This window comes from Mycobacterium sp. 050128 (assembly GCF_036409155.1).
GTDB lineage: Bacteria > Actinomycetota > Actinomycetes > Mycobacteriales > Mycobacteriaceae > Mycobacterium.
In genome coordinates this window covers 429,289-449,377 of sequence record NZ_JAZGLW010000003.1, presented here as the reverse complement: position 1 = coordinate 449,377, position 20,089 = coordinate 429,289, and the positions used below count along the sequence as shown (strand labels likewise).

The following is a 20,089-nucleotide window of genomic DNA, read 5'->3' as shown; positions in this document are numbered from 1 at the left end:
CTTCCGACTTTCGCTATTCGTCGTCGTCGCTCAACGCGGCATTGAGCAGGTCCTCGAGGTCCATGTCCGCAATGTCCTTCTCGGCGCTCACCCCCGCAGCCGGCACCTGCGCGGTTGTGTCTTCGGTTGCCAATGCGAGCAACAACTCCAGCACGCCCGCCTGCCGGAGTCGCTTCACCGGAATCGAGCCCACCACACGCTGGATGTCGGCTTCCCCGGGCGCGGCGGCCGGGGTGCCTTGCTGCTCGGTTCCGATGAGCTCGGAGTGCATGTAGCCGGCCAGCGCGGCGCAGTTCGGGTAATCGAAGATCAGCGTGGGTGAAAGTGCCAGGCCGGTCGCGGACTTCAACCGGTTGCGCATCTCGACCGCGGTCAGCGAGTCAAAGCCGAGCTCCTGGAACGCCCGGTCCGGATCGATGGACTCGGGGCTGGAGTTACCCAGCACCGTGGCGATGTTGGAGCGCACCAGATCGAGCAGCACGGCGTATTGCTCGTCTTCGGGCAGACCCTCAAGGCGTTGCAGTAGAGCCGATTTCGACTTGGCCGCGGCCAGCGAATCGTCAACCTGGCGCCGGGTCGGCGCGTTGATCAGATCGACGAACATCGGCGGCAATGTGCCCCCGTCGAACTTCGCCCGCAGCGCCGCGAGATCGATGTGGGCGGGCATGAGGAACGGCTCGTCCACGATCAGCGCGGTATCCATCAAGTCCAGTGCCTGATCGGAGGACATCGCGACGATGCCGTCCCGGCCGAACCGGGCACGATCGGCGGCGCCCAGCGCACCGGTCATGGCACTGGCCTGATCCCACAGACCCCAGCCCAGTGATATCGCCGGCAACCCGCATCGACGCCGGTGCACGGCCAACCCGTCCAGGAACGAGTTGGCGGCCGCGTAGTTGGCCTGGCCCGATGCTCCCGCCAACCCGGCCATCGACGAAAACAGCACGAAGGCAGACACATCCAGGTCGCGGGTGAGCTCGTGCAGGTTCCACGCCCCATCGACCTTGGCCCGCAACACCGCATCCACCCGCTCCGGGGTCAACGAGGAAATGACGGCGTCGTCGAGCATTCCGGCCGCGTGAATCACGCCGGACAACGGTCGCGTCACCGGGATATCAGCGATCACCTTGGCCAGCGCCTCGCGATCGGCCACGTCACAGGCCACCACCTGCACCTGGGCCCCGGTCGCTCTGAGCTCGGTCATCAACTCCGCGGCTCCCGGCGCATCCAGACCACGCCGGCTCACCAACACCACATTGCGGGCACCATGCCGCGACACCACATGACGGGCCAATGCCGAGCCCGCCATCCCGGTCCCTCCGGTGATCAGCACGGTGCCGGCACCCAGCCAGTTACCCGGCCCAACAGGCACAGTCATCACGACCTTGCCGACATGGCGCGCCTGGCTCAGGTAGCGCAACGCCGCCGGAGCGCGTCGCACGTCAAACCTGGTGACCGGCAACGGCCGTAGCACGTCGTCGCCGAACAGCGCGGTCAGCTCGTCCAGCATCTGCTGGATGCGCTCGGGACCCGCCTCGAAGAGATCGAACGCACGGTAACGCACACCCGGATGCTCACTGGCGACCGCCCCGGGCTCACGGATGTCGGTCTTACCCATCTCCAGGAAGATTCCGCCGGGAGCCACCAGTCGCAGTGAAGCGTCGACAAAATCGCCGGCCAGCGAATCCAGTACCACATCCATGCCGCGCCCCGCGGTGACCGCACGGAATTTGTCCTCAAAGTCCAGGCTGCGCGAGTCGGAGATGTGGTCGTCGTCAAAGCCCATGGCCCGCAACGTGTCCCACTTACCGCGGCTGGCGGTCGCAAAGACCTCCAGACCCAGGTGCCGGGCCAGCTGCACGGCAGCCATCCCGACGCCGCCGGCGGCCGCGTGCACCAACACCCGTTGGCCGGGTTTGGCCGTGGCCAGATCCGTCAGGGCGTAGTAGGCGGTGGCGAAAACCACCGTGGTGGTTGCGGCGGCGGTGTGCGACCATCCGGCCGGCACCTTGGCCAACAGGCGCTGGTCGGTAACGGCGATTGTTCCGGTGCCATCGGGGAACAGGCCCATGACGCGGTCGCCGACAGCGAAACGGTGGTCCGGTGCGGCGGTTTCCGGCCCCATTTCCAAGACGACGCCGGATGCCTCGATGCCCATGATCGCGTCGGGGTCGGGGTAGAGACCGAGCGCGATCATCACGTCACGGAAGTTGGCCGCGATGGCCGACAGCGCGATCCGAACCTGTCCGGGACCCAGCGGCGCGTCGGCATCGGGGATCCGTTCCAGTCGCAGGTTCTCGAAGGTGCCGCGACTGCTCATCCCCATCCGCCACGGGCCATCACCCGGCGGCACCAAGAGACTGCTGACCGCACGGCTACCGTGGACGCGGGCGATGTAAACCTTTGCGCCACGTAGCAATACCTGCGGCTCGCCGGCGGCCAGGACCGCGGCGACCGCCTCGTCGTCGAGCGGTCCGTCGGTGTCGACCAGCACGATCCGACCGGGATGCTCGGTCTGCGCCGACCGCACCAAGCCCCACACCGCAGCACCGGCCAGATCGGTGATGTCCTCCCCCGGCAACGTCATCGCGCCCCGGGTCGCCACCACCAGCGTGCCTGCGCCCTCACGGGCCAGCCACGACTGCAGCACCGGCAGCACCCCGCGGGTGGCGGCATACACCCCGGCCAGAATGTCGTCGGCGACCGGTGCCGACTCGAACACCACCGCCGACCGTTGTCCCTCCACGGCCTCCAATTCCGTTGCGCCCCAGGCGGACACCGAGACCGGTTGTACCGAGGATGACGGCTGCACGATCCAGTCGACTTCGAAGAGCCGGTCCGGGCCCGAGTTCGAGACCGCGGCCAGCAACTGCTTATCGGTGACGGGCCGGGCCACCATCGACGCCACCGAAAGCACCGGCAGCCCAAGGCCATCCGTCAGCTCGATGGACACGGCGGAATCTCCCACCGGGACGATCCGCGCCCGGACTGCCGCCGCACCCGCGGCATGCAGCGAGACCTGCTGCCAGGAGAACGGCACCAGCATCGAACCTTCGGCAAGCTCGTCGCCATCGGAAGCCAGGATCACCGCGTGCAGCGCGGCGTCGAGCATCACCGGGTGAACGCCGAATCCGGCCACCGACACCCCGGCGTCCGCGGGCAGCGTCACTTCGGCGAACACCTCGTCGCCGCGACGCCACATCGAGGTCAAGCCGCGGAACGCGGGCCCGTAGCCGTATCCGCGTTCGGCCAGACGCTCATAGCCGTCGCCGATGTCGACCGCAACCGCACCGACCGGCGGCCAGGCCGACAGGTCGGCGCTCGGTTCGGCCGAGCCCGCCCGCAGCATGCCCTCGGCGTGCAACGACCAGCCGGAACCCACCTCGCCGCGGGAGAACACCGACACCGCACGAACACCCGCCTCGTCGGCACCCCCGACCACCACCTGGACCGCGACCGATCCGCCGGCCGGCAACACCAGGGGCGCCGCGAGATTCAATTCGTCGACGACTCCGCAGCCGACCTCGTCGCCGGCGTGGATCGCGAGCTCTACGAATCCGGCTCCGGGGAACAGCACGACCCCGCCGACGGCGTGGTCGTTCAACCAGGTCTGCACGCCCGGCGACAACCGGCCCGTCAGCACCACCCCGCCCGAGGCCGGCAGCTCCACCACCGCGCCCAGCAATGGATGTTCGCTGGCCGCCAGGCCCAGGCCGGCCGCGTCGGCCGGGGCGCTGTCGCTTGCGAGCCAAAAGCGCCGTCGCTCAAAGGCGTAGGTGGGGAGCTCGACGAATTTGGCCCGGCCGATGGCGGCACGCCAGTCCACGTCGATGCCGGCGACGTACCCCTGCGCGATCGCCGTGGTCAGAGTTTCCGGCTCCGGACGGTCTTTGCGAAGTGCGGACATCGTGATGACCGGTGCATCGGGAAGTGATTCTTCGATCGATGCCGTCAGGCCGCCGCTGGGCCCGACTTCGAGGAACCGGGTTACACCCGCGGCGTTGACGAACCGAATGCTGTCGGCAAATCGCACCGCCTCGCGCACGTGCCGCTTCCAGTACGCCGCGGTGGCGAAGTCGTCGCCGGCCAGCTGCCCGGTCACATTCGACACGATCGGGATAGTGGGCTTGCCGATGGCGAGTCCCGCCGCGACCGTGCCGAATTCGTCGATCATCGGATCCATCAACGGCGAGTGGAACGCATGCGAGACGGCCAGTTTGTGCACGCGGCGCCCGTCGGCACGAAGCCGCTCGGCGATCGCGGCGACCTCGTCTTCGGCGCCCGAAATCACCACGGAGCTTGGCGCATTGACCGCCGCGATGCCGGTATCGGCGGTCAGCAACGGGCGCACCTCTTCTTCGGTGGCCTGCACGGCCAGCATCGCCCCGCCCGCCGGTAGCGCTTGCATGAAGCGACCGCGGGCGGCCACCAGTACCGCGGCGTTCTCCAGGGACAAGACACCGGCGACGTGTGCGGCGGCCACCTCGCCGATCGAGTGGCCCATCACGAAGTCGGTTCGCACACCCCAGGATTCGAGCAGCCGGAACAGGGCGACTTCCACCGCGAACAAGGCCGGCTGGGCGAATTCGGTGGTGTTCAGCAGGTCTTCGTCGTGACCCCACACGACTTCGCGCAGGGGACGCAGCAGGTGCCGGTCGAGTTCGGCCACCACGGCGTTGAACGCCTCGGCGAACACCGGATACCCGGCGTGCAATCCCATTCCCATACCCAGAACCTGGGAGCCCTGACCGGGGAAGACGAAGACGGTCTTGCCGCCTTGAGCCGTGCCCTGGACGACCGATCCGATCTCGCCGCCGGCCAGTTCGTCGAGACCGGCCAGCAACTGATCGCGATCGGCGCCGGCGATGACGGCCCGATGTTCGAAGTTCGACCGGCCGGCCAGTGACCACGCCACGTCGGCGGACTCGAGGTCATGGTAAGCGCGCAGGTGGTCGGCCAGCCGGGACGCGTGAGAACGCAACGCCAACAATGACTTTGCCGAAACCACCCACGGCAGCACCGGCGCTCCTGCGCGCTCGACGACGTCATCGACGTCGGTGGGGGCGGCCTCGATGATGACGTGGGCGTTGGTGCCGCTGATGCCGAACGACGACACACCCGCCCGGTGCGCGCGCCCCGCGGCGGGCCACGGGCGCGCCTCGGTCAGCAACGACACCGCACCCGCCGACCAATCCACATGCGGGCTGGGCTGATCCACGTGCAAGGTCGCCGGCACCAGCTCGTGGCGCATCGCGAGCACCATCTTGATCACACCGGCCACGCCCGCGGCGGCCTGGGTGTGCCCCATGTTCGACTTGATCGATCCCAGCAGCAGCGGCTCGGCGCGGTGCTGCCCGTAGGTCGCCAACAATGCCTGGGCCTCAATGGGATCGCCCAAGGTGGTGCCGGTGCCGTGGCCTTCCACCACGTCGACGTCGGCCGTCGACAAGCCGGCGCTGGCCAACGCGGCGCGCACCACGCGTTGCTGCGACGGGCCGTTGGGAGCGGTCAACCCGTTGGAGGCACCGTCCTGATTGATGGCCGAACCGCGGACCACCGCCAGCACCGGATGACCCAGCCGACGGGCGTCCGACAGCCGCTCGACGACGAGCATGCCGCCACCTTCGGAGAATCCGGTGCCGTCGGCGGCTCCCGCGTACGCCTTGCACCGACCGTCGACGGACAGGCCGCGCATCCGGCTGAACTCCACGAAGATGTCGGGGGTGGCGTTGACCGTGACACCGCCGGCCAGGGCCAGGTCGCACTCGCCAGACCGCAGCGACTGTGCGGCCATGTGCAGCGCGACCAACGACGACGAGCACGCGGTGTCCACCGACACCGCGGGGCCCTCCAGCCCCAGCACGTAAGAAACTCGGCCCGACGCGACGCTCGAGGATTGCCCGGTCAGCCGGAAACCCTCCGCGGTCGGCGCGGCGCCGATTCCGTACCCCTGCGTGTAGACCCCGGCGAACATGCCCGTGGCGCTGCCGCGCAACGCACCGGGCTCAATCCCAGCTCGTTCCAAGGCTTCCCACGAAAGTTCGAGGAACATCCGCTGTTGCGGATCCATCGCGAGCGCCTCGGTCGGCGTGATGCCGAAGAAGGCGGGATCAAAGTCTCCGACCCCCTCCACGAAGCCGCCGGTGCGGGTGTAGCAGGTGCCCGGAACATCGGGGTCCGGGTTGTAGACGCCGGCGATATCCCAGCCGCGGTCGCTCGGGAATTCGGTAAGCACATCACGGCGCTCGGTCAGCATCTCCCACAGGTCCTCGGGAGAGCTCACCCCACCCGGGTAGCGGCACGACATGCCGACGATCACGATGGGGTCGTCTCCGGTGACCGCAACGGCCGCGGTGGGCGCGATCTCTTGCGGAACCCCGGCGAGCTCCTTGCGGATGTAGCCGGCCAGTCCGTTCGGCGTCGGGTAATCGAAGATCAATGTGGGCGAAAGTGCAAGCCCCGTAGCGGTTTTCAGCCGGTTGCGCATTTCGACCGCGGTCAGCGAATCGAAGCCCAGGTCCTGGAACGCCTTGTCCGGGTCGATCGCCTCGACAGTCGTGTTGCCCAGCACGGTCGCGATGTGCGAGCGGACCAGATCCAACAGCACCGCGTGCTGTTCGGGCTCGGAGAGCCCGTGCAGCCGGTGCGCCAGAGCCGATTTCGACTTCGCCGCGGCCAGCGAGTCGTCGACCTGGCGCCGGGCCGGCGCAGTTAGCAGGTCAGTGAACATCGGCGGTACGGCGGAGGCATGCGCGCGCAGCGCGGCCAGGTCGATGCGGGCGGGCGCGATGAACGCCTCGTCGACAATCAATGCGGTGTCGAACAATTCCATCGCTTCGTCCGACGACAACGCCAGAATGCCATCGCGGCTCAAGCGGGCGATGTCGGCGGCGTCGAGTCCGCCGGTCATGGCGCTGGCCTGGTCCCACAGCCCCCACCCCAGCGAGATCGCCGGCAACCCGTGTGCACGGCGATGCGCGGCCAACCCGTCCAGGAACGTGTTGCCCGCGGCGTAGTTGGCCTGGCCCGACGAACCCACCAGTCCGGCCATCGACGAAAACATCACGAACGCGGACACATCCAGTTCGCGAGTGAGCTCGTGCAGGTTCCAGGCCGCGTCCACCTTGGCCCGCAATACCGCATCCACCCGCTCGGGCGTCAGGGAGGTGACCACGGCGTCGTCGAGCACACCGGCGGCGTGAATCACCCCGGACAGCGGGTGCTGCGCCGGGATCTGGGCGATTACCGCGGCGAGTGCGGCGCGGTCGGCCGCGTCGCAGGCGGCCACCTTCACCCGGGCGCCGGCCGCTTCCAATTCGGCGACCAGCTCGGCGGATCCTTGCGCATCCGGGCCGCGCCGGCTCAACAGCACCAGGTTCTGCACGCCGTGGTGCGCCACCAGGTGACGGGCCAGCGTCGAGCCCGCCATCCCGGTCCCGCCGGTGATCAATACGGTGCCGGCACCCAGCCCACCACCGGGCGCGCCGGGAAGAGTCATGACGACCTTGCCGATGTGGCGCGCCTGACTCAGGTACCGCAACGCCGAACGGGCCCGTCGCACATCGAAAGTCGTTACCGGCAGGGGCCGCAGCACGCCGGCGTCGAACAGTTTCGCGAGCTCGAGCATCCACTCGTGCATCCGGGGACGGCCCGGCTCGAACAAGTCGAAGGCGCGGTAACGCACGCCCGGGTACTCCCGGGCGACCACACCGGGATCGCGGATGTCGGTCTTGCCCATCTCCAGAAACACACCGCCGGGGGCGACCAGACGCAGCGACGCGTCGACGAATTCACCGGCCAGCGAGTCCAGCACCACATCCATGCCGCCCCCGCCGGTGACCGCGCGGAACTTCTCCTCGAACTCGCACGTGCGCGAGTCGCCGATGTGGTCGTCGTCAAAGCCCATGGCCCGCAAGGTGTCCCACTTGCCGCGGCTGGCGGTGGCGAAAATCTCCAGACCCAGGTGCCGGCCGAGCTGTACGGCGGCCATACCCACGCCGCCGGCGGCCGCGTGCACCAACACCCGCTGACCCGGCTTGACGTCGGCAAGATGGATGAACGCCATGTACGCGGTGGTGAAAACCGCCGAGATGGCCGCGGCTTCGGGGTAGGACCAGTGGGCGGGCTTCGGCAGCAGCAGCCGGGTATCGCCCGGCACCAGCGTGCCGCTGCCGTCGGGGAAGAATCCGTAGACCGAATCGCCGACCGCGAATTCGGTGACGCCCGGACCGACTTCGACCACCACCCCCGCACCCTCGCCGCCGAGCAGGGCGTCGTGGGTGAACATGCCCAGGGTGATCATGACGTCTCGGAAGTTCGTGGCGATAGCCCGCAGTGCCACCCGAACCTGGCCCGGCTCCAACGGTGCTCCGGCATTGGGAACCGGCTCTAGGCGCAGGTTTTCGAAGGTGCCTGCGTTGCTGATGCCGAGGCGCCAGGGCCCCTCGGCGGGCGGCACCAGGATACCGTCGACCGCGCGGCTGCCGTGTACCCGTGGGGTGTAAAGCGTTGCGCCACGAAGCAATACCTGAGGCTCGCCGGCCGCCACCACCGCAGCTGTCGTGTCATCGTCAAGGGGCGCATCGGAATCCACCAGCACGATCCGGCCAGGGTGCTCGGTCTGCGCCGATCGCACCAGGCCCCAAACCGCAGCGCCCGCCAAATCGGTGACGTCCTCCCCCGGCAATCCCATCGCACCGCGGGTGGCCACGACCAGGACGCCCGAGTCGTGTTCGGTCAGCCACGACTGCACGGCCGCCAGCACCTGGTGGGTGCGCAGATACGTGGCTGCCACCGGATCACCTTCCGCGACAACGGATTCAAGCAGCTGGTGGGATGAACCGTTAGCGGCGGTGGCTGCCGGCGCCGGTGTCCACACCACCTCGAACAGCCGGTCCGGACCCGAGCTCGAGATCGCCGCGCGAAGTTGCTGCTCGTTGACCGGGCGGGCGACCATGTTGACCACCGAGAGCACCGGCAACCCCAGCCCGTCGGCAAGTTCGATCGAGAATCCCGAAGGACCGGCCGGCGCAATGCGTGCGCGCACCGCCGAAGCGCCCGCAGCGTGCAACGAAATACCCTGCCAGGCGAAAGGCAACACCACGTCGGTGGCCTGGTCGTCGGCCTGGTGTGCCATGACCATGGAATGCATTGCCGCGTCGAGCAATGCCGGGTGCACTCCGAACCCGCTGACACCGCCGGCCGCGTCCGGCAGTCGCACTTCGGCGAACACCTCATCGCCACGGACCCAGGTGGCGGTCAAGCCCTGGAAGGCCGGGCCGTAGCCGTACCCGCGGGCCGCCAGCTTTTCGTAGCCGTCGGCCGTGTTCACCGCGATCGCGCCCGCCGGCGGCCACACCGACAGGTCGGCAACCGGCTCGACCGGCGCAGAGCTCAAGGCCCCCTCGGCGTGGCACACCCACGCGGAGTCGGCGTCGGCGCGCGAAAAAATCGCGACACTGCGCTGCCCCGATTCCTCGGCCGGGCCCACCACGACTTGCACCGCCACCGAACCGAATCCGGAATCGCCGACCGGCAGTAGCAACGGCGCCTGCAACGTCAGCTCGTCGACCGTCGAATATCCGACTTCGTCGCCGGCGCGGATGGCGAGCTCCACGAACCCGGCGCCGGGGAACACCACCGCGCCGGACACGGCATGATCGGCCAGCCAGCTCTGCGTGCTGGGTGACAGGCGGCCGGTCAGCGCCACCCCGCCCGAGGCCGGCAGCTCGACGACCGCGCTGAGCAGCGCGTGCTCGCTGGTGCCCAGCCCCAAGCTCGCGACGTCGGCGCCGATGCCCTCGCCCGACAGCCAAAACCTGCGTCGGTCAAAGGCATACGTGGGCAGCTCGACGAAGCCGGCTCCGTCGAGTACCCCGCGCCAGTTCACGTTCACACCCGCGGTGAAGGCCGCCGCGGCCGAGGTCAGGAACCGCTCGAGTCCGCCGTCGTCACGGCCCAGGGTGGGAATGACGATGGCCTCGGTGTCGCCGGAGTGGTTGCTGTCGTTGAAAGTGTCCTCGATGCCGGCGATCAATGCCGGATGCGGACTGGATTCGATGAATGTCCGGTATCCGTGCTCGCAGGCGGTGCGCACCGCTTGCTCGAATTGCACGGTTTGTCGGATGTTGCGGTACCAGTAGGCGGGGTCCAAACCGGCTGTGTCCACACGGGTTCCGGACACGGTGGAGAAGAAGGCGACCCGCGAGGTGCGCGGCTCGATGCCGGCCAGCGCCGTGGTCAGCTCGTCACGAATCGCCTCGACCTCGACCGAATGCGACGCGTAGTCCACGTCGATACGGCGGGTTCGCAGATCGAGGTCGGCACAGAAGCCGATGAGTTCCTCCAACGCGGCGACCTCACCCGACACCACGATGGCGGACGGGCCATTGACGGCGGCGATGCTGATCCGATTGCCGTAGGGCGCCAGCAATTCTCGAGCACGCTCGGTGCTGCACGCGATGGAAACCATGCCGCCGGGGTGGGTCAGCGAGCGCAGCAGTTTGCTGCGCAGCGTCACCACACGCGCGGCGTCGTGCAACGACAGCGTACCCGCGACATACGCGGCGGCGATCTCGCCCTGAGAGTGGCCGATCACCGCGTCGGGATTGACGCCGACCGACTTCCACAATTCGGCCAGCGACACCATCACCGCGAAGAGCACCGGCTGCACGACGTCGACGCGATCCATACCCGGAGCGCCCGGCGCCCCGCGCAGGACGTCGATCAGCGACCAGTCGACGAATTCGGCGAACGCGTCCGCGCACGCCTCGATCTGCTGGGCGAATACCGGTGCGGTATCGAGCAATTCGACGCCCATACCGACCCATTGCGAGCCCTGGCCCGGAAAGACGAAGACGTGTTTGCCCGCGGGCAACGCGTGGCCCCGGATGATCGAGGCACCCGGCTCGTCGCCGGCCAATTCCTCCAGCCCGGCCAGCAACCTGTCGCGGTCACCACCGACGACAACGGCCCGGTGCTCGAAGGTCGCCCGGCCCGCCAACGACCACGCTACGTCCGCGATGTCGAGCCCGTCATCGGCGGCTACGTGCGCGGCCAGCCGTGAAGCCTGGGACGCCAACGCCGGCAACGACTTTGCCGAAAGCACCCACGGCACGACCGCGGGGGTCGGGGCGGGTTCCCGCGGTTCTTGCGGCGGGGCGGATTCGACGATCACGTGGGCGTTGGTGCCGCTGATCCCGAACGACGAGATCCCCGCGCGGCGTGCGTGATCCGCGGCCGACTTAACCTTCCAAGGCCGGGCTTCTGTCAGCAACGACACCGCACCCGCCGACCAATCCACGTGTGGGCTGGGCTGATCCACGTGCAACGTCGCGGGCAGCGTTTCATGGTGCATTGCCTGCACCATCTTGATCACGCCGGCAACGCCGGCGGCGGCCTGGGTGTGGCCCATGTTCGATTTGATCGAGCCCAACCACAGCGGCTCGGTGCGATCCTGGCCGTAGGTCGCCAACAACGCTTGGGCCTCAATGGGATCGCCCAAAGTGGTGCCTGTGCCGTGGCCCTCGACCACGTCCACCTCAGCCGTCGACAACCCGGCGTTGGCCAGTGCCGCACGCACCACCCGCTGCTGCGACGGACCATTGGGCGCGGTCAGGCCGTTGGAGGCGCCGTCTTGGTTGACTGCCGATCCCCGCACCAGCGCCAACACCGGATGCCCCAGCCGGCGCGCATCCGACAACCGCTCCACGACCAGCATGGCGCCGCCCTCGGACCAGCCAACCCCGTCGGCCGCCCCGGCGTAGGCCTTGCTCCGGCCGTCGGGCGCGAGGCCCCGGTGCCGGCTGAACTCGATGAAAACCGTGGGCGTGGCGTTGACGGTCGCCCCGCCGGCCAGCGCGAGGTCGCACTCGCCGGACCGCAGCGACTGGACCGCCATGTGCAATGCCACCAGTGACGACGAGCACGCGGTGTCCACCGACACCGCCGGGCCTTCCAGGCCGAGCACGTAGGACACCCGCCCGGACGCGACGCTGGAGGTCATGCCGGTCAGCCGGTAGCCCTCGATCTCCTCGGCGAGCATGCCGTAGCCCTGGACGATGAGTCCGGCGAACACTCCGGTGGCGCTGCCGCGCAGCCCGCTGGGGTCGATCCCGCCGCGCTCCAATGCCTCCCACGACAGTTCCAGCAGCATTCGATGCTGGGGATCCATGGCGAGCGCCTCGGTGGGCGCGATGCCGAAGAACGCGGGGTCGAAATCCGCGACATCGTCGACGAAGCCTCCGGTTCGCGCGTATGTCTTGTGCCGCGCGTCGGGATCGGGGTCGTACAGGCCGGCCAGATCCCAGCCGCGATCGCTGGGAAACTCCGAGATGACGTCGCGGCCGTCGGCCACCATTTGCCACAGGCGCTCGGGGGTATCAACCCCGCCCGGGAAGCGGCAGGACATGCCGACGATCGCGATCGGCTCGCTCGAGCGCTCCAGCAGCGCACGGTTGGTGCGCTTCAGGCGTTCAACCTGGACCAGCGCTTTCCGCAGCGCCTCGGTCGCATGCTGGAGTTGATCCACCTCAGTACCCCTTGCCTAACATTGGCCGTTCAACCACCGGATGCCGCGTCACGGCAGTTACGGCACAAACGACGTCGTCGTGCTGCTACGACCCAAGATGTCGCTGGTGAGTATGGCCAACTCCGACAGGATTTCAAAACGTCCCGTAATCCGCAGGAACGGGCGCCCGTCCATGGCGCGACTGTACCCGGCTAACCATTTGTCGTGGTCGAGTGCGGTCAGACGACCGCTCGACGCCAGCCGTCGGCGGCCTGGGCCGCGCGGATCAGCACTTCGCAGAGCTCGCGCAGTTCGGTCGCCTCGGCGCCTTCGTCCAACGCTGTCGCGACATCCTCGGCGGCGCATCGGACCTGGTAGACGCGATCTGATAGGTCGGACGCATCGTCGGCCGACAGCACCACGGCATCGACCGGTAGGGCCGTCACCTCGCCCCGGTTGATCGAAGCCCGCTGCTCGTAGGCCCGCTGCCGACACGACTGCCGACAGTATTGACGGCGCCGACCCATCCCGACTTCGGTCACGTCTCGACCGCACCAGCGGCATGGTTGTGGGTGGGAACGGCGGCTCACGCCTGCCGATTTTAGTCGGCCGCACTGGCCGATCCCGGTATCATTGACGGTCGAGTCGCCTATGCCGCGTGTCGACTCGGGAACTAGGCACAACGTCCTAACGTTTGCTATGCGAATAGAATCGCGTCACCGGAGCCTAGAGCTCAGAGCAATTAAAAGGAGTAACAGCCATGGCTGATCGTGTACTGAGGGGCAGTCGCCTCGGAGCCGTGAGCTATGAGACCGACCGCAACCACGACCTGGCGCCCCGTCAGCTCGCGAAGTACCGCACCGAGAACGGCGAGGAATTCGAGGTTCCGTTCGCCGACGACGCCGACATCCCCGGCACCTGGCTGTGCCGCAACGGCATGGAAGGCACCCTGATCGAGGGCGACCTACCCGAGCCCAAAAAGGTCAAGCCGCCGCGCACCCACTGGGACATGCTGCTGGAGCGCCGCTCCGTCGAAGAACTCGAAGAACTGCTCAAGGAGCGCCTCGAGCTGATCCGCTCGAAGCGACGCGGCTGACCCGGGCGGTGAGCCCGGCCGGCTAGCTGTGGTTGGCCGCGCGAGCGGCCCGAGCACCGTTCCGGCGGCTCTCAATGCCCCATTTCGCGACCTTGACCAGCGCCTCGCGAATGTTGGATCCGCTCATTTTGGAGACGCCGAGTTCGCGCTCGGTGAAGGTGATCGGCACTTCGACGACGATGAATCCGCTGTCCAGGGTGCGCCGGGTCAGATCGATCTGGAAGCAATAGCCCTTGGAGTCGACGCCGTCGAGATCGATCGCCTCGAGCACCTCGCGGCGGTAGGCCCGGTAGCCGGCGGTGATGTCATGGATGTCGATGTCGAGCGCCAGTCGCGCGTAGGTGTTGGCGGTCCAGGACAGGGCCCAGCGCCGCTTCGGCCAATTCCGCACCGCGCCGCCCTCGACGTAGCGCGAACCGATGGCCAGGTCGGCCCCGGCGTCGACGGCGTCCAGCAGGCGGCGCAGCTGTTCGGGCGCGTGACTGCCGTCGGCGTCCATCTCGACGAGGACCGCGTAGTCCCGACTCAAACCCCAGGCGAAACCGGCAAGGTAAGCGGCGCCCAGGCCGTCCTTGGCCGTGCGGTGCATGACGTGGGTGCGACCACCGTCGGCGGCGGCCAGCTCGTCGGCGAGTTCGCCGGTCCCGTCGGGGCTGCCGTCGTCGACGATCAGCACGTGTACATCGGGGCAGGCGTCCGTCAGCCGCCGATGGATCAGGGGTAGGTTCTCCCGCTCATTGAAGGTCGGGATGATAACCAGGACACGCTGGCTTCCACGATTGCCCGGAGCCCGGGTCGCCTGCTCGCCGGTGGTCATTTATCTCCTCTGTGTCGCCCGAGATACCGCGGTTGTGGGCCGCCCTTTTGGTGGAGCGGAGTGTAGTCGTCGGTGTCCGACGGAGCGTCGTGCGCGGTCGTCGGGACTTCCTCGTCGGGCCCGGGTTCGTCCGGGGCGGCCCCGACGTCTGCCGATTCAGCCGATGGCCTGGACCGCAGGCGAATCGAACGCGGGAAGCTCCCATTGTGCCGTATTCCGGCCAGAATGACCGCTCCGGCCGCCGCGACCAACACCCACTGCATAATCGGGGCCCACCGAGTTGCCGGCGTCAGCACCGTCTTGAGGCGTACCTGGATGTCGAGGTAAGCGGGCTGGAAGAAGTCGGTACGGACCAGCTCGGCGCCGTCGGGAGCGATCACCGCACTGATCCCGGTGGTACCGGCGACCACGACGTATCGGTCGTGCTCGACGGCGCGAACCTTGGCGAATGCGAGTTGCTGCTCACTCATGCGCTTGTTGAAGGTGGCGTTGTTGGCCGGCACCGCCAACAACTGGGCGCCGTTGAGCACGGCCTTGCGCGGCACCCGGTCGAAGATCACCTCCCAGCAGGTGGCCACGCCGACGGGGACGCCGGCGATCTGCACCACGTCGGCGCCCTTTCCCGGGACGAAATTGCCGGCCAGGCCGGCCTTGCTCGACAGATGCTCGAAAAGCCACCGCATGGGCAGGTATTCGCCGAACGGCTGGACGATCTCTTTGTCGTGGCGGTCGGCCGGGCCGGTGACCGGATTCCAGACGATGGCGGTGTTGGTGTACTGCTCGGGTCCTTGGTCGTGGTTTGGCACCGCGAGCACCGAACCGATCAGGATCGGCGCGTTGATCGCGTGCGCCGCCTCCGCGATGCGCTGGGCGGCGTCGGCGTTGACGAAGGGGTCGATGTCGGAGGAATCCTCGGGCCAGATCACGAACTGCGGTTGCGGGGCGGCCCCGGCCCGGACGTCCTCGGCCAGCCGCAGCGTCTCGTCGACGTGGTTGTCGAGCACCGCGCGCCGTTGTTCGTTGAAGCCGAGGCCGAGCCTGGGCACATTGCCCTGCACGGCCGCGACGGTGACCGTCGGTTCGCCACCCGATCCGGCGCCGGAGTGCCGCACCTGCGGCCAGACCATGACCGCGACAAAGAGCACCAGACAGAAGCACACGCCGGGCAGCACGACCGCGGGCGGCGGCGCCGCTTCCACTCCGGTCTCACCGGCCGAGGCGTCGCCGCGCACCCGGCTACCGGTCCGCCACCAGTTGGCGATTTCCAGCGCGATCGCGGTCACGCTGAAGCCCAGCAGGACGACCCCCATGGAGAGCAGCGCCACCCCGCCGAGCTGGACCAACGGCAGCAGTGGGCCCTCGGCCTGGCCGTAGGCCACCGCGCCCCAGGGAAAGCCGCCGAACGGGACGATCGACTTCAGCCACTCCTGGGCCGTCCACAGCACTGCGAACCAGATCGGCCACCCGGGCAGTCGACGCACCACGACGGCGAAGAAGCCGAACAGGCCGGGGAACAACGCGCACATGGTGGCCAACGTCAGCCACGGGACGGCGCCCACCAGCAGGCTGATCCATGGCAACAGCGGGACATAGAACGCGAGCCCGAACAGGAACCCGTAACCGAATCCGCCCGCCAGTGTCGTGTCGGGATGTTTGAGCACCCAGGCCAGCAACGCGGCGGCGACAACGGCCGCCCACCACCAGTTGACCGACGGGAAGCTGGCACACAGCAGCGCTCCGCCGCCGATGGTGGCCACCAGCCGCGGCAGCCGGGGCAGCAGCGCGGCCCCGATGCCGGGGACCCGAGCGATCGCCCCCTTGCCCAGCCGCGCCAATCCGTGGCCGGTGGCTGCGGCCATTCGACCGGCCGGGCCCGGACGGTCTGGCTCCGGCTGCTCCCTAGCCATGGATGACAGCGCCTCGGTGGACGGTGCCCCGGCACCGCGGGAGCTCGTCGTCCGGGCCCAGGCACGGCAAGGCGGGAACCCGCGACCGTGGGTCGGTGGACCACCGCTGGACGCTGTCGTCGGGGGTGTGGACGTCGAGGTCTCCGGCGTCCCAGACCGCGTAGGAGGCGGGAGCGCCCGGCACCAGGGCGCCCATGTTCGCGTCGCGGACGCCGCACGCGCGCCAACCGCCGCGTGTGGCGCCGGCGAAGGCCGCCCGGGCCGATACGCCACTGCCCGCGGTGTGGTGATTGACGGCCGCGCGCACGCTTCCCCACGGGTCAAGCCCGGTCACCGGGGCGTCGGAACCTAGCGCGAGGGGCACGCCTTGGGATGCTAACAGCGCGAGTGGATTGAGCCGGCTGCCTCGTTCTGCGCCAAGACGGTCGGCGTACATGCCGTCGCGACCACCCCAGAGGGCGTCAAAATTGGGCTGCACGCTGGCGATGACGCCCCACGCGCCGAGTTTGGCGGCCTGGTCGGCGGTTACCATCTCGAGGTGCTCCAGCCGGTGCCCGCAGCGGGCGACGGCGACCACCCCGAGGTCGGCGACGACTCGTTCCAACGCATCGACCGCCGCCGAGACCGCGGCATCACCGATGACGTGGAAGCCCGCCGTCACCTGCGCCTCGGTGCATGCCCGCAGGTGAGCTTCGATGACGTCGGCGTCCAGGTAGCAGGTGCCGACACGGTCAGGAGCGTCGGTGTAGGGCTCGTGCAGCCACGCGGTGTGCGAGCCCAGCGCCCCGTCGACGAACAGGTCACCGGCCAGCCCACGGGCACCGGTCTGCTCCATCAGCGCGCGGGCCTGCGCGGCGGTGCTGACCGCCTCACCCCAATAGCCGATCACCTCGACGCCGTGCTCGAAGGCGTTCAGCTGCAGCCAGTCGTCGAGGCCACCGATCTCGGGGCCCGCGCATTCGTGGACGGCGACGATGCCGGCCGCGGCCGCGGCTCCCAGCGCGGCGGTCCTGGCCTCGGCTAGCTGCGCGGGCGTGAGCAGGCCCCGGGCGACGGCACGGACCAGGTGGTGAGCGTCTCCGGCCAGCGGCCGGTCGGCGGTGAAACCGCGCGCCGCCGCCAGGTCTGGAACCAGCTGACGCAGCCCGGTCGAGGCCAGCGCGGAGTGGACGTCGATGCGCGCCAGATAGGCCGGCCGATCCCCGAGCACCGCGTCGAGCTCGGCGGTGGACGGCGGGCAGTTCTCGGGCCACGACGACTCGTCCCAGCCGTGCCCCCAGATCGGCTCGCCGGGGTGGGCGGCGGCATAGTCGGCGACCATCCGCAGGCACTGCCCGCGCGAGGTGGCCCCCCGCAGGTCCAGGCCGCTGAGGGTGAGGCCGGTCGCGGTGACATGGATGTGGCTGTCGACGAATCCCGGGGCCACGAAGCCGCCCTCGAGGTCCATCACCTCGGCGTCGGGAAACTGCCGGCGACCGACGTCGTCGCTGCCCAGCCACGCAACCACCTCGCCGCGCACCGCCATCGCGGTCGCGTCGGGATGGCTGGGGCTGTGTATCCGCCCGTTGAGCAGCAGCGTCGTCGGAATCGGGGTCACATCGCAAAACTACGTGCAGCAAGAGCCCGTCAGTTCGGGCCGGCCGCGTAGCGGGGGCCGCCCCAGTGCTCGTCGACGGGCCGGTCCTTCGGCAACGCGGGCGGCTCGAATTCGTAGACGTCGATGACCTCGCCGTCGATGTAGTCCCCGCGACCGGATGTGAACTCGGTCATGACCAGCGGTGCGTGTCGCTTAAGGCTTCGCAGCGCGATCCTGGTCAATCCGGGCCCGGCAGCCGCACGCACCGGCGGGAGCAGCAACAGCATTCCCGCCATCGTGGTGACGAAGCCCGGAACCAGGACCAGCGCCGTCGCCGTCGTCACCAGCGCGCCGTCGCCCAGGGTGCTGCGCGGTTCCTTGAGACCGGAGCGCATCCGCCCGATGTCGCGAATCAGCTGCGACCCCGCGATCGGGGCCAGCAGGCCCCAGCCGATAACGAACGTGACCAGCAGGCCCAGCAGGGTCCAGCCCCACCCCACCGTCCAGACCAGCGCGAAGATCGCCGCCAGTTCAACGACGGCGTAGACGAGTAACAACCGGCTCACCATGGAATGGCAACGTCTGCGGGTCGCGGCAGAGTTCCCCTGGTGATCGGTGTCGCGGCTGCAGTTAGATGACGATATGACCACGATTGAGATCGATACCCCGGACGGACCGATCGATGCGCTACTGAACATTCCGGCCGGTGATGGCCCCTGGCCGGGTGTGGTGGTGATCCATGACGCCTTCGGCTACGGCCGGGACAAGCAGCAGACCAACGACCGCATCGCACGGGCGGGTTATCTCGCGCTTACTCCGAACATGTACGCGCGGGGCGGCCGCATCCGTTGCATCACCCGGGTGATGCGTGAGCTGATGACACAACGTGGTCGCGCTCTCGACGACATCCTCGCGGCCCGCGATCACCTGCTCAAGCGGCCGGATTGCACCGGGCAGGTTGGGATCGCCGGCTTCTGCATGGGCGGACAGTTTGCACTCGTCATGTCGCCCAAGGGTTTTGGCGCTTCCGCTCCGTTCTACGGCGCTCCCCTGCCGCGGCACCTGAACGACACGTTGGAGGGGGCGTGCCCGATCGTGGCGAGCTTCGGCGGGCGCGACCCGCTGGGCAAGGGTGCACCTGAGAAGTTGCGCGAAGTGATCGCGGCCAAGCAGATCACCAGTGACGTCAAGGTCTACCCCGACGCCGGGCACAGCTTCGCGAACGCCCTTCCCGCCCAACCACTGCTGCGCATCGCGGGCTTCGGCTACGACGACGCCGCGACCGAAGACGCCTGGAGCCGCGTCTTCTCCTTCTTCGGCGAGCACCTAAAGACGTAATTTGTCCGACACGACGCGCGCGAAGGTGTGGGTGTCCCCGGGCCAACGCGCCGAAATGTAGTTGCCGTCGTCGACGACGAATGCGGGCCGCGAGTCGGTCGCCGTGTCCCGCGCCAACCCGGACGACTTCAGCCGCCAGTGCGGCGTACCGCGTGCGACGTCGCAGAAATCCGTCGGATCTTCAAGCGCGCGTGTGACTTCCGACTGCACGGACATATAGCCCTTCGCCTGGCCGGGCGCTTCGGTGTAGGTCCGGTAGTAATCGGAATCCCAGAATCGGGTGATCCGGGTCAGCCGCCAGGCCAGCCGCTCCATCGCCCAGGTGAGCGCCGTGGTCTTGCGTCCGTAGAGCACCGAGCGACCCGTGTTGGGGTCGACACTGCGCGCGGCCAGCAGCACACCGTGACAAATCGCGGCCACGATCATGTCGCGGGCAAATGCCTCGACGACGAGGCGCTGCAGGATGCCGCTGTCGATGTAGCTACGCATCCCACGGGCGCGATGACCGCCGGGCAGCAGCACCGCGTCGACGCCTTCCAGCGTGGCGGCACTCCAGCTGACGGGCTGCTGATACTCCGATGAACCCACCATGGCGGCGTAGGCGTCGCGACCGTTCTTGTCGGCGCGCAGCGCCAGCCCGACGAGTGACAGAGAGCCCAGTACCGGCAGCGCGGACCAGATGTCCAGACCTCGACCGGTCACCATGATGTCGTCGGCCACGCCGGGCGCACCGCTTTCGGTCGCGAAGATCACTCGGTGACCGTTGTCGGTCAAGACCCGCCAACTGACGGCGACCTCGGTCGGGTCGAAGTCACGGTCCGGGATCGGGATGAGCACCGTGCTCATG

General features: G+C 68.6%; 9 protein-coding genes. 2 read left to right on the top strand and 7 right to left on the bottom strand.

The features are described from left to right. Nucleotides 1-13: 13 nt before the first annotated feature. Both SKC41_RS22830 and SKC41_RS22825 read right to left on the bottom strand, forming a co-directional pair. A complete protein-coding gene (locus SKC41_RS22830; RefSeq protein ID WP_330979935.1) occupies nucleotides 14-12,529 on the bottom strand; it encodes a type I polyketide synthase in 12,516 nt (4,171 codons plus the stop codon). A 218-nt stretch (nucleotides 12,530-12,747) separates the two neighbouring features. Further along, a complete protein-coding gene (locus SKC41_RS22825; protein ID WP_330979934.1) occupies nucleotides 12,748-13,098 on the bottom strand; it encodes a hypothetical protein in 351 nt (116 codons plus the stop codon). Nucleotides 13,099-13,268: 170 nt separating this feature from the next. Here SKC41_RS22825 and rbpA point away from each other — a divergent pair, with 170 nt between their 5' ends. Then, nucleotides 13,269-13,604 (top strand): RNA polymerase-binding protein RbpA, encoded by a 336-nt coding sequence (gene rbpA, locus SKC41_RS22820; RefSeq protein WP_090603109.1) that lies wholly within the window; start codon nucleotides 13,269-13,271, stop codon nucleotides 13,602-13,604. Nucleotides 13,605-13,626: 22 nt separating this feature from the next. On the opposite strand, the gene SKC41_RS31885 is transcribed toward rbpA, so the two are convergent. The 4 genes from SKC41_RS31885 to SKC41_RS22805 are packed head-to-tail and all read right to left on the bottom strand — an operon-like array spanning nucleotide 13,627 to nucleotide 18,473. Beyond that, entirely contained in the window at nucleotides 13,627-14,421 is a 795-nt protein-coding gene (locus SKC41_RS31885) for a polyprenol monophosphomannose synthase (protein WP_442931755.1), read from the bottom strand. Next, nucleotides 14,418-16,328 (bottom strand): apolipoprotein N-acyltransferase, encoded by a 1,911-nt coding sequence (lnt, locus tag SKC41_RS22815; protein ID WP_442931754.1) that lies wholly within the window; start codon nucleotides 16,326-16,328, stop codon nucleotides 14,418-14,420. The genes SKC41_RS31885 and lnt overlap by 4 nt, the downstream gene beginning before the upstream one ends. Further along, nucleotides 16,321-17,925 (bottom strand): amidohydrolase, encoded by a 1,605-nt coding sequence (locus SKC41_RS22810; RefSeq protein ID WP_330979933.1) that lies wholly within the window; start codon nucleotides 17,923-17,925, stop codon nucleotides 16,321-16,323. Before SKC41_RS22810 ends, lnt begins: the two co-directional genes overlap by 8 nt. A gap of 29 nt (nucleotides 17,926-17,954) precedes the next feature. Next, on the bottom strand, nucleotides 17,955-18,473 hold the full coding sequence (locus SKC41_RS22805; RefSeq protein ID WP_330979932.1) for an FxsA family protein: 519 nt from the start codon (nucleotides 18,471-18,473) through the stop codon (nucleotides 17,955-17,957). A 73-nt stretch (nucleotides 18,474-18,546) separates the two neighbouring features. Here SKC41_RS22805 and SKC41_RS22800 point away from each other — a divergent pair, with 73 nt between their 5' ends. Next, complete coding sequence (locus SKC41_RS22800) at nucleotides 18,547-19,242, top strand: dienelactone hydrolase family protein (RefSeq protein ID WP_330979931.1); 696 nt, start codon at nucleotides 18,547-18,549, stop codon at nucleotides 19,240-19,242. Here SKC41_RS22800 and SKC41_RS22795 read toward each other — a convergent pair. Further along, nucleotides 19,231-20,088, bottom strand: coding sequence for a type 1 glutamine amidotransferase domain-containing protein (locus SKC41_RS22795; RefSeq protein WP_330979930.1), 858 nt, complete (start codon nucleotides 20,086-20,088; stop codon nucleotides 19,231-19,233). The genes SKC41_RS22800 and SKC41_RS22795 overlap by 12 nt on opposite strands. Nucleotide 20,089 lies beyond the last annotated feature (1 nt).

Coding starts and splice junctions, on each gene's coding strand:
- SKC41_RS31885 (WP_442931755.1), bottom strand. CDS start 14,421: ATGACCACCGGCGAGCAGGCGACCCGGGCTCCGGGCAATCGTGGAAGC.
- SKC41_RS22800 (WP_330979931.1), top strand. CDS start 18,547: ATGACCACGATTGAGATCGATACCCCGGACGGACCGATCGATGCGCTA.
- rbpA (WP_090603109.1), top strand. CDS start 13,269: ATGGCTGATCGTGTACTGAGGGGCAGTCGCCTCGGAGCCGTGAGCTAT.
- SKC41_RS22795 (WP_330979930.1), bottom strand. CDS start 20,088: ATGAGCACGGTGCTCATCCCGATCCCGGACCGTGACTTCGACCCGACC.
- SKC41_RS22805 (WP_330979932.1), bottom strand. CDS start 18,473: ATGGTGAGCCGGTTGTTACTCGTCTACGCCGTCGTTGAACTGGCGGCG.
- lnt (WP_442931754.1), bottom strand. CDS start 16,328: ATGGCTAGGGAGCAGCCGGAGCCAGACCGTCCGGGCCCGGCCGGTCGA.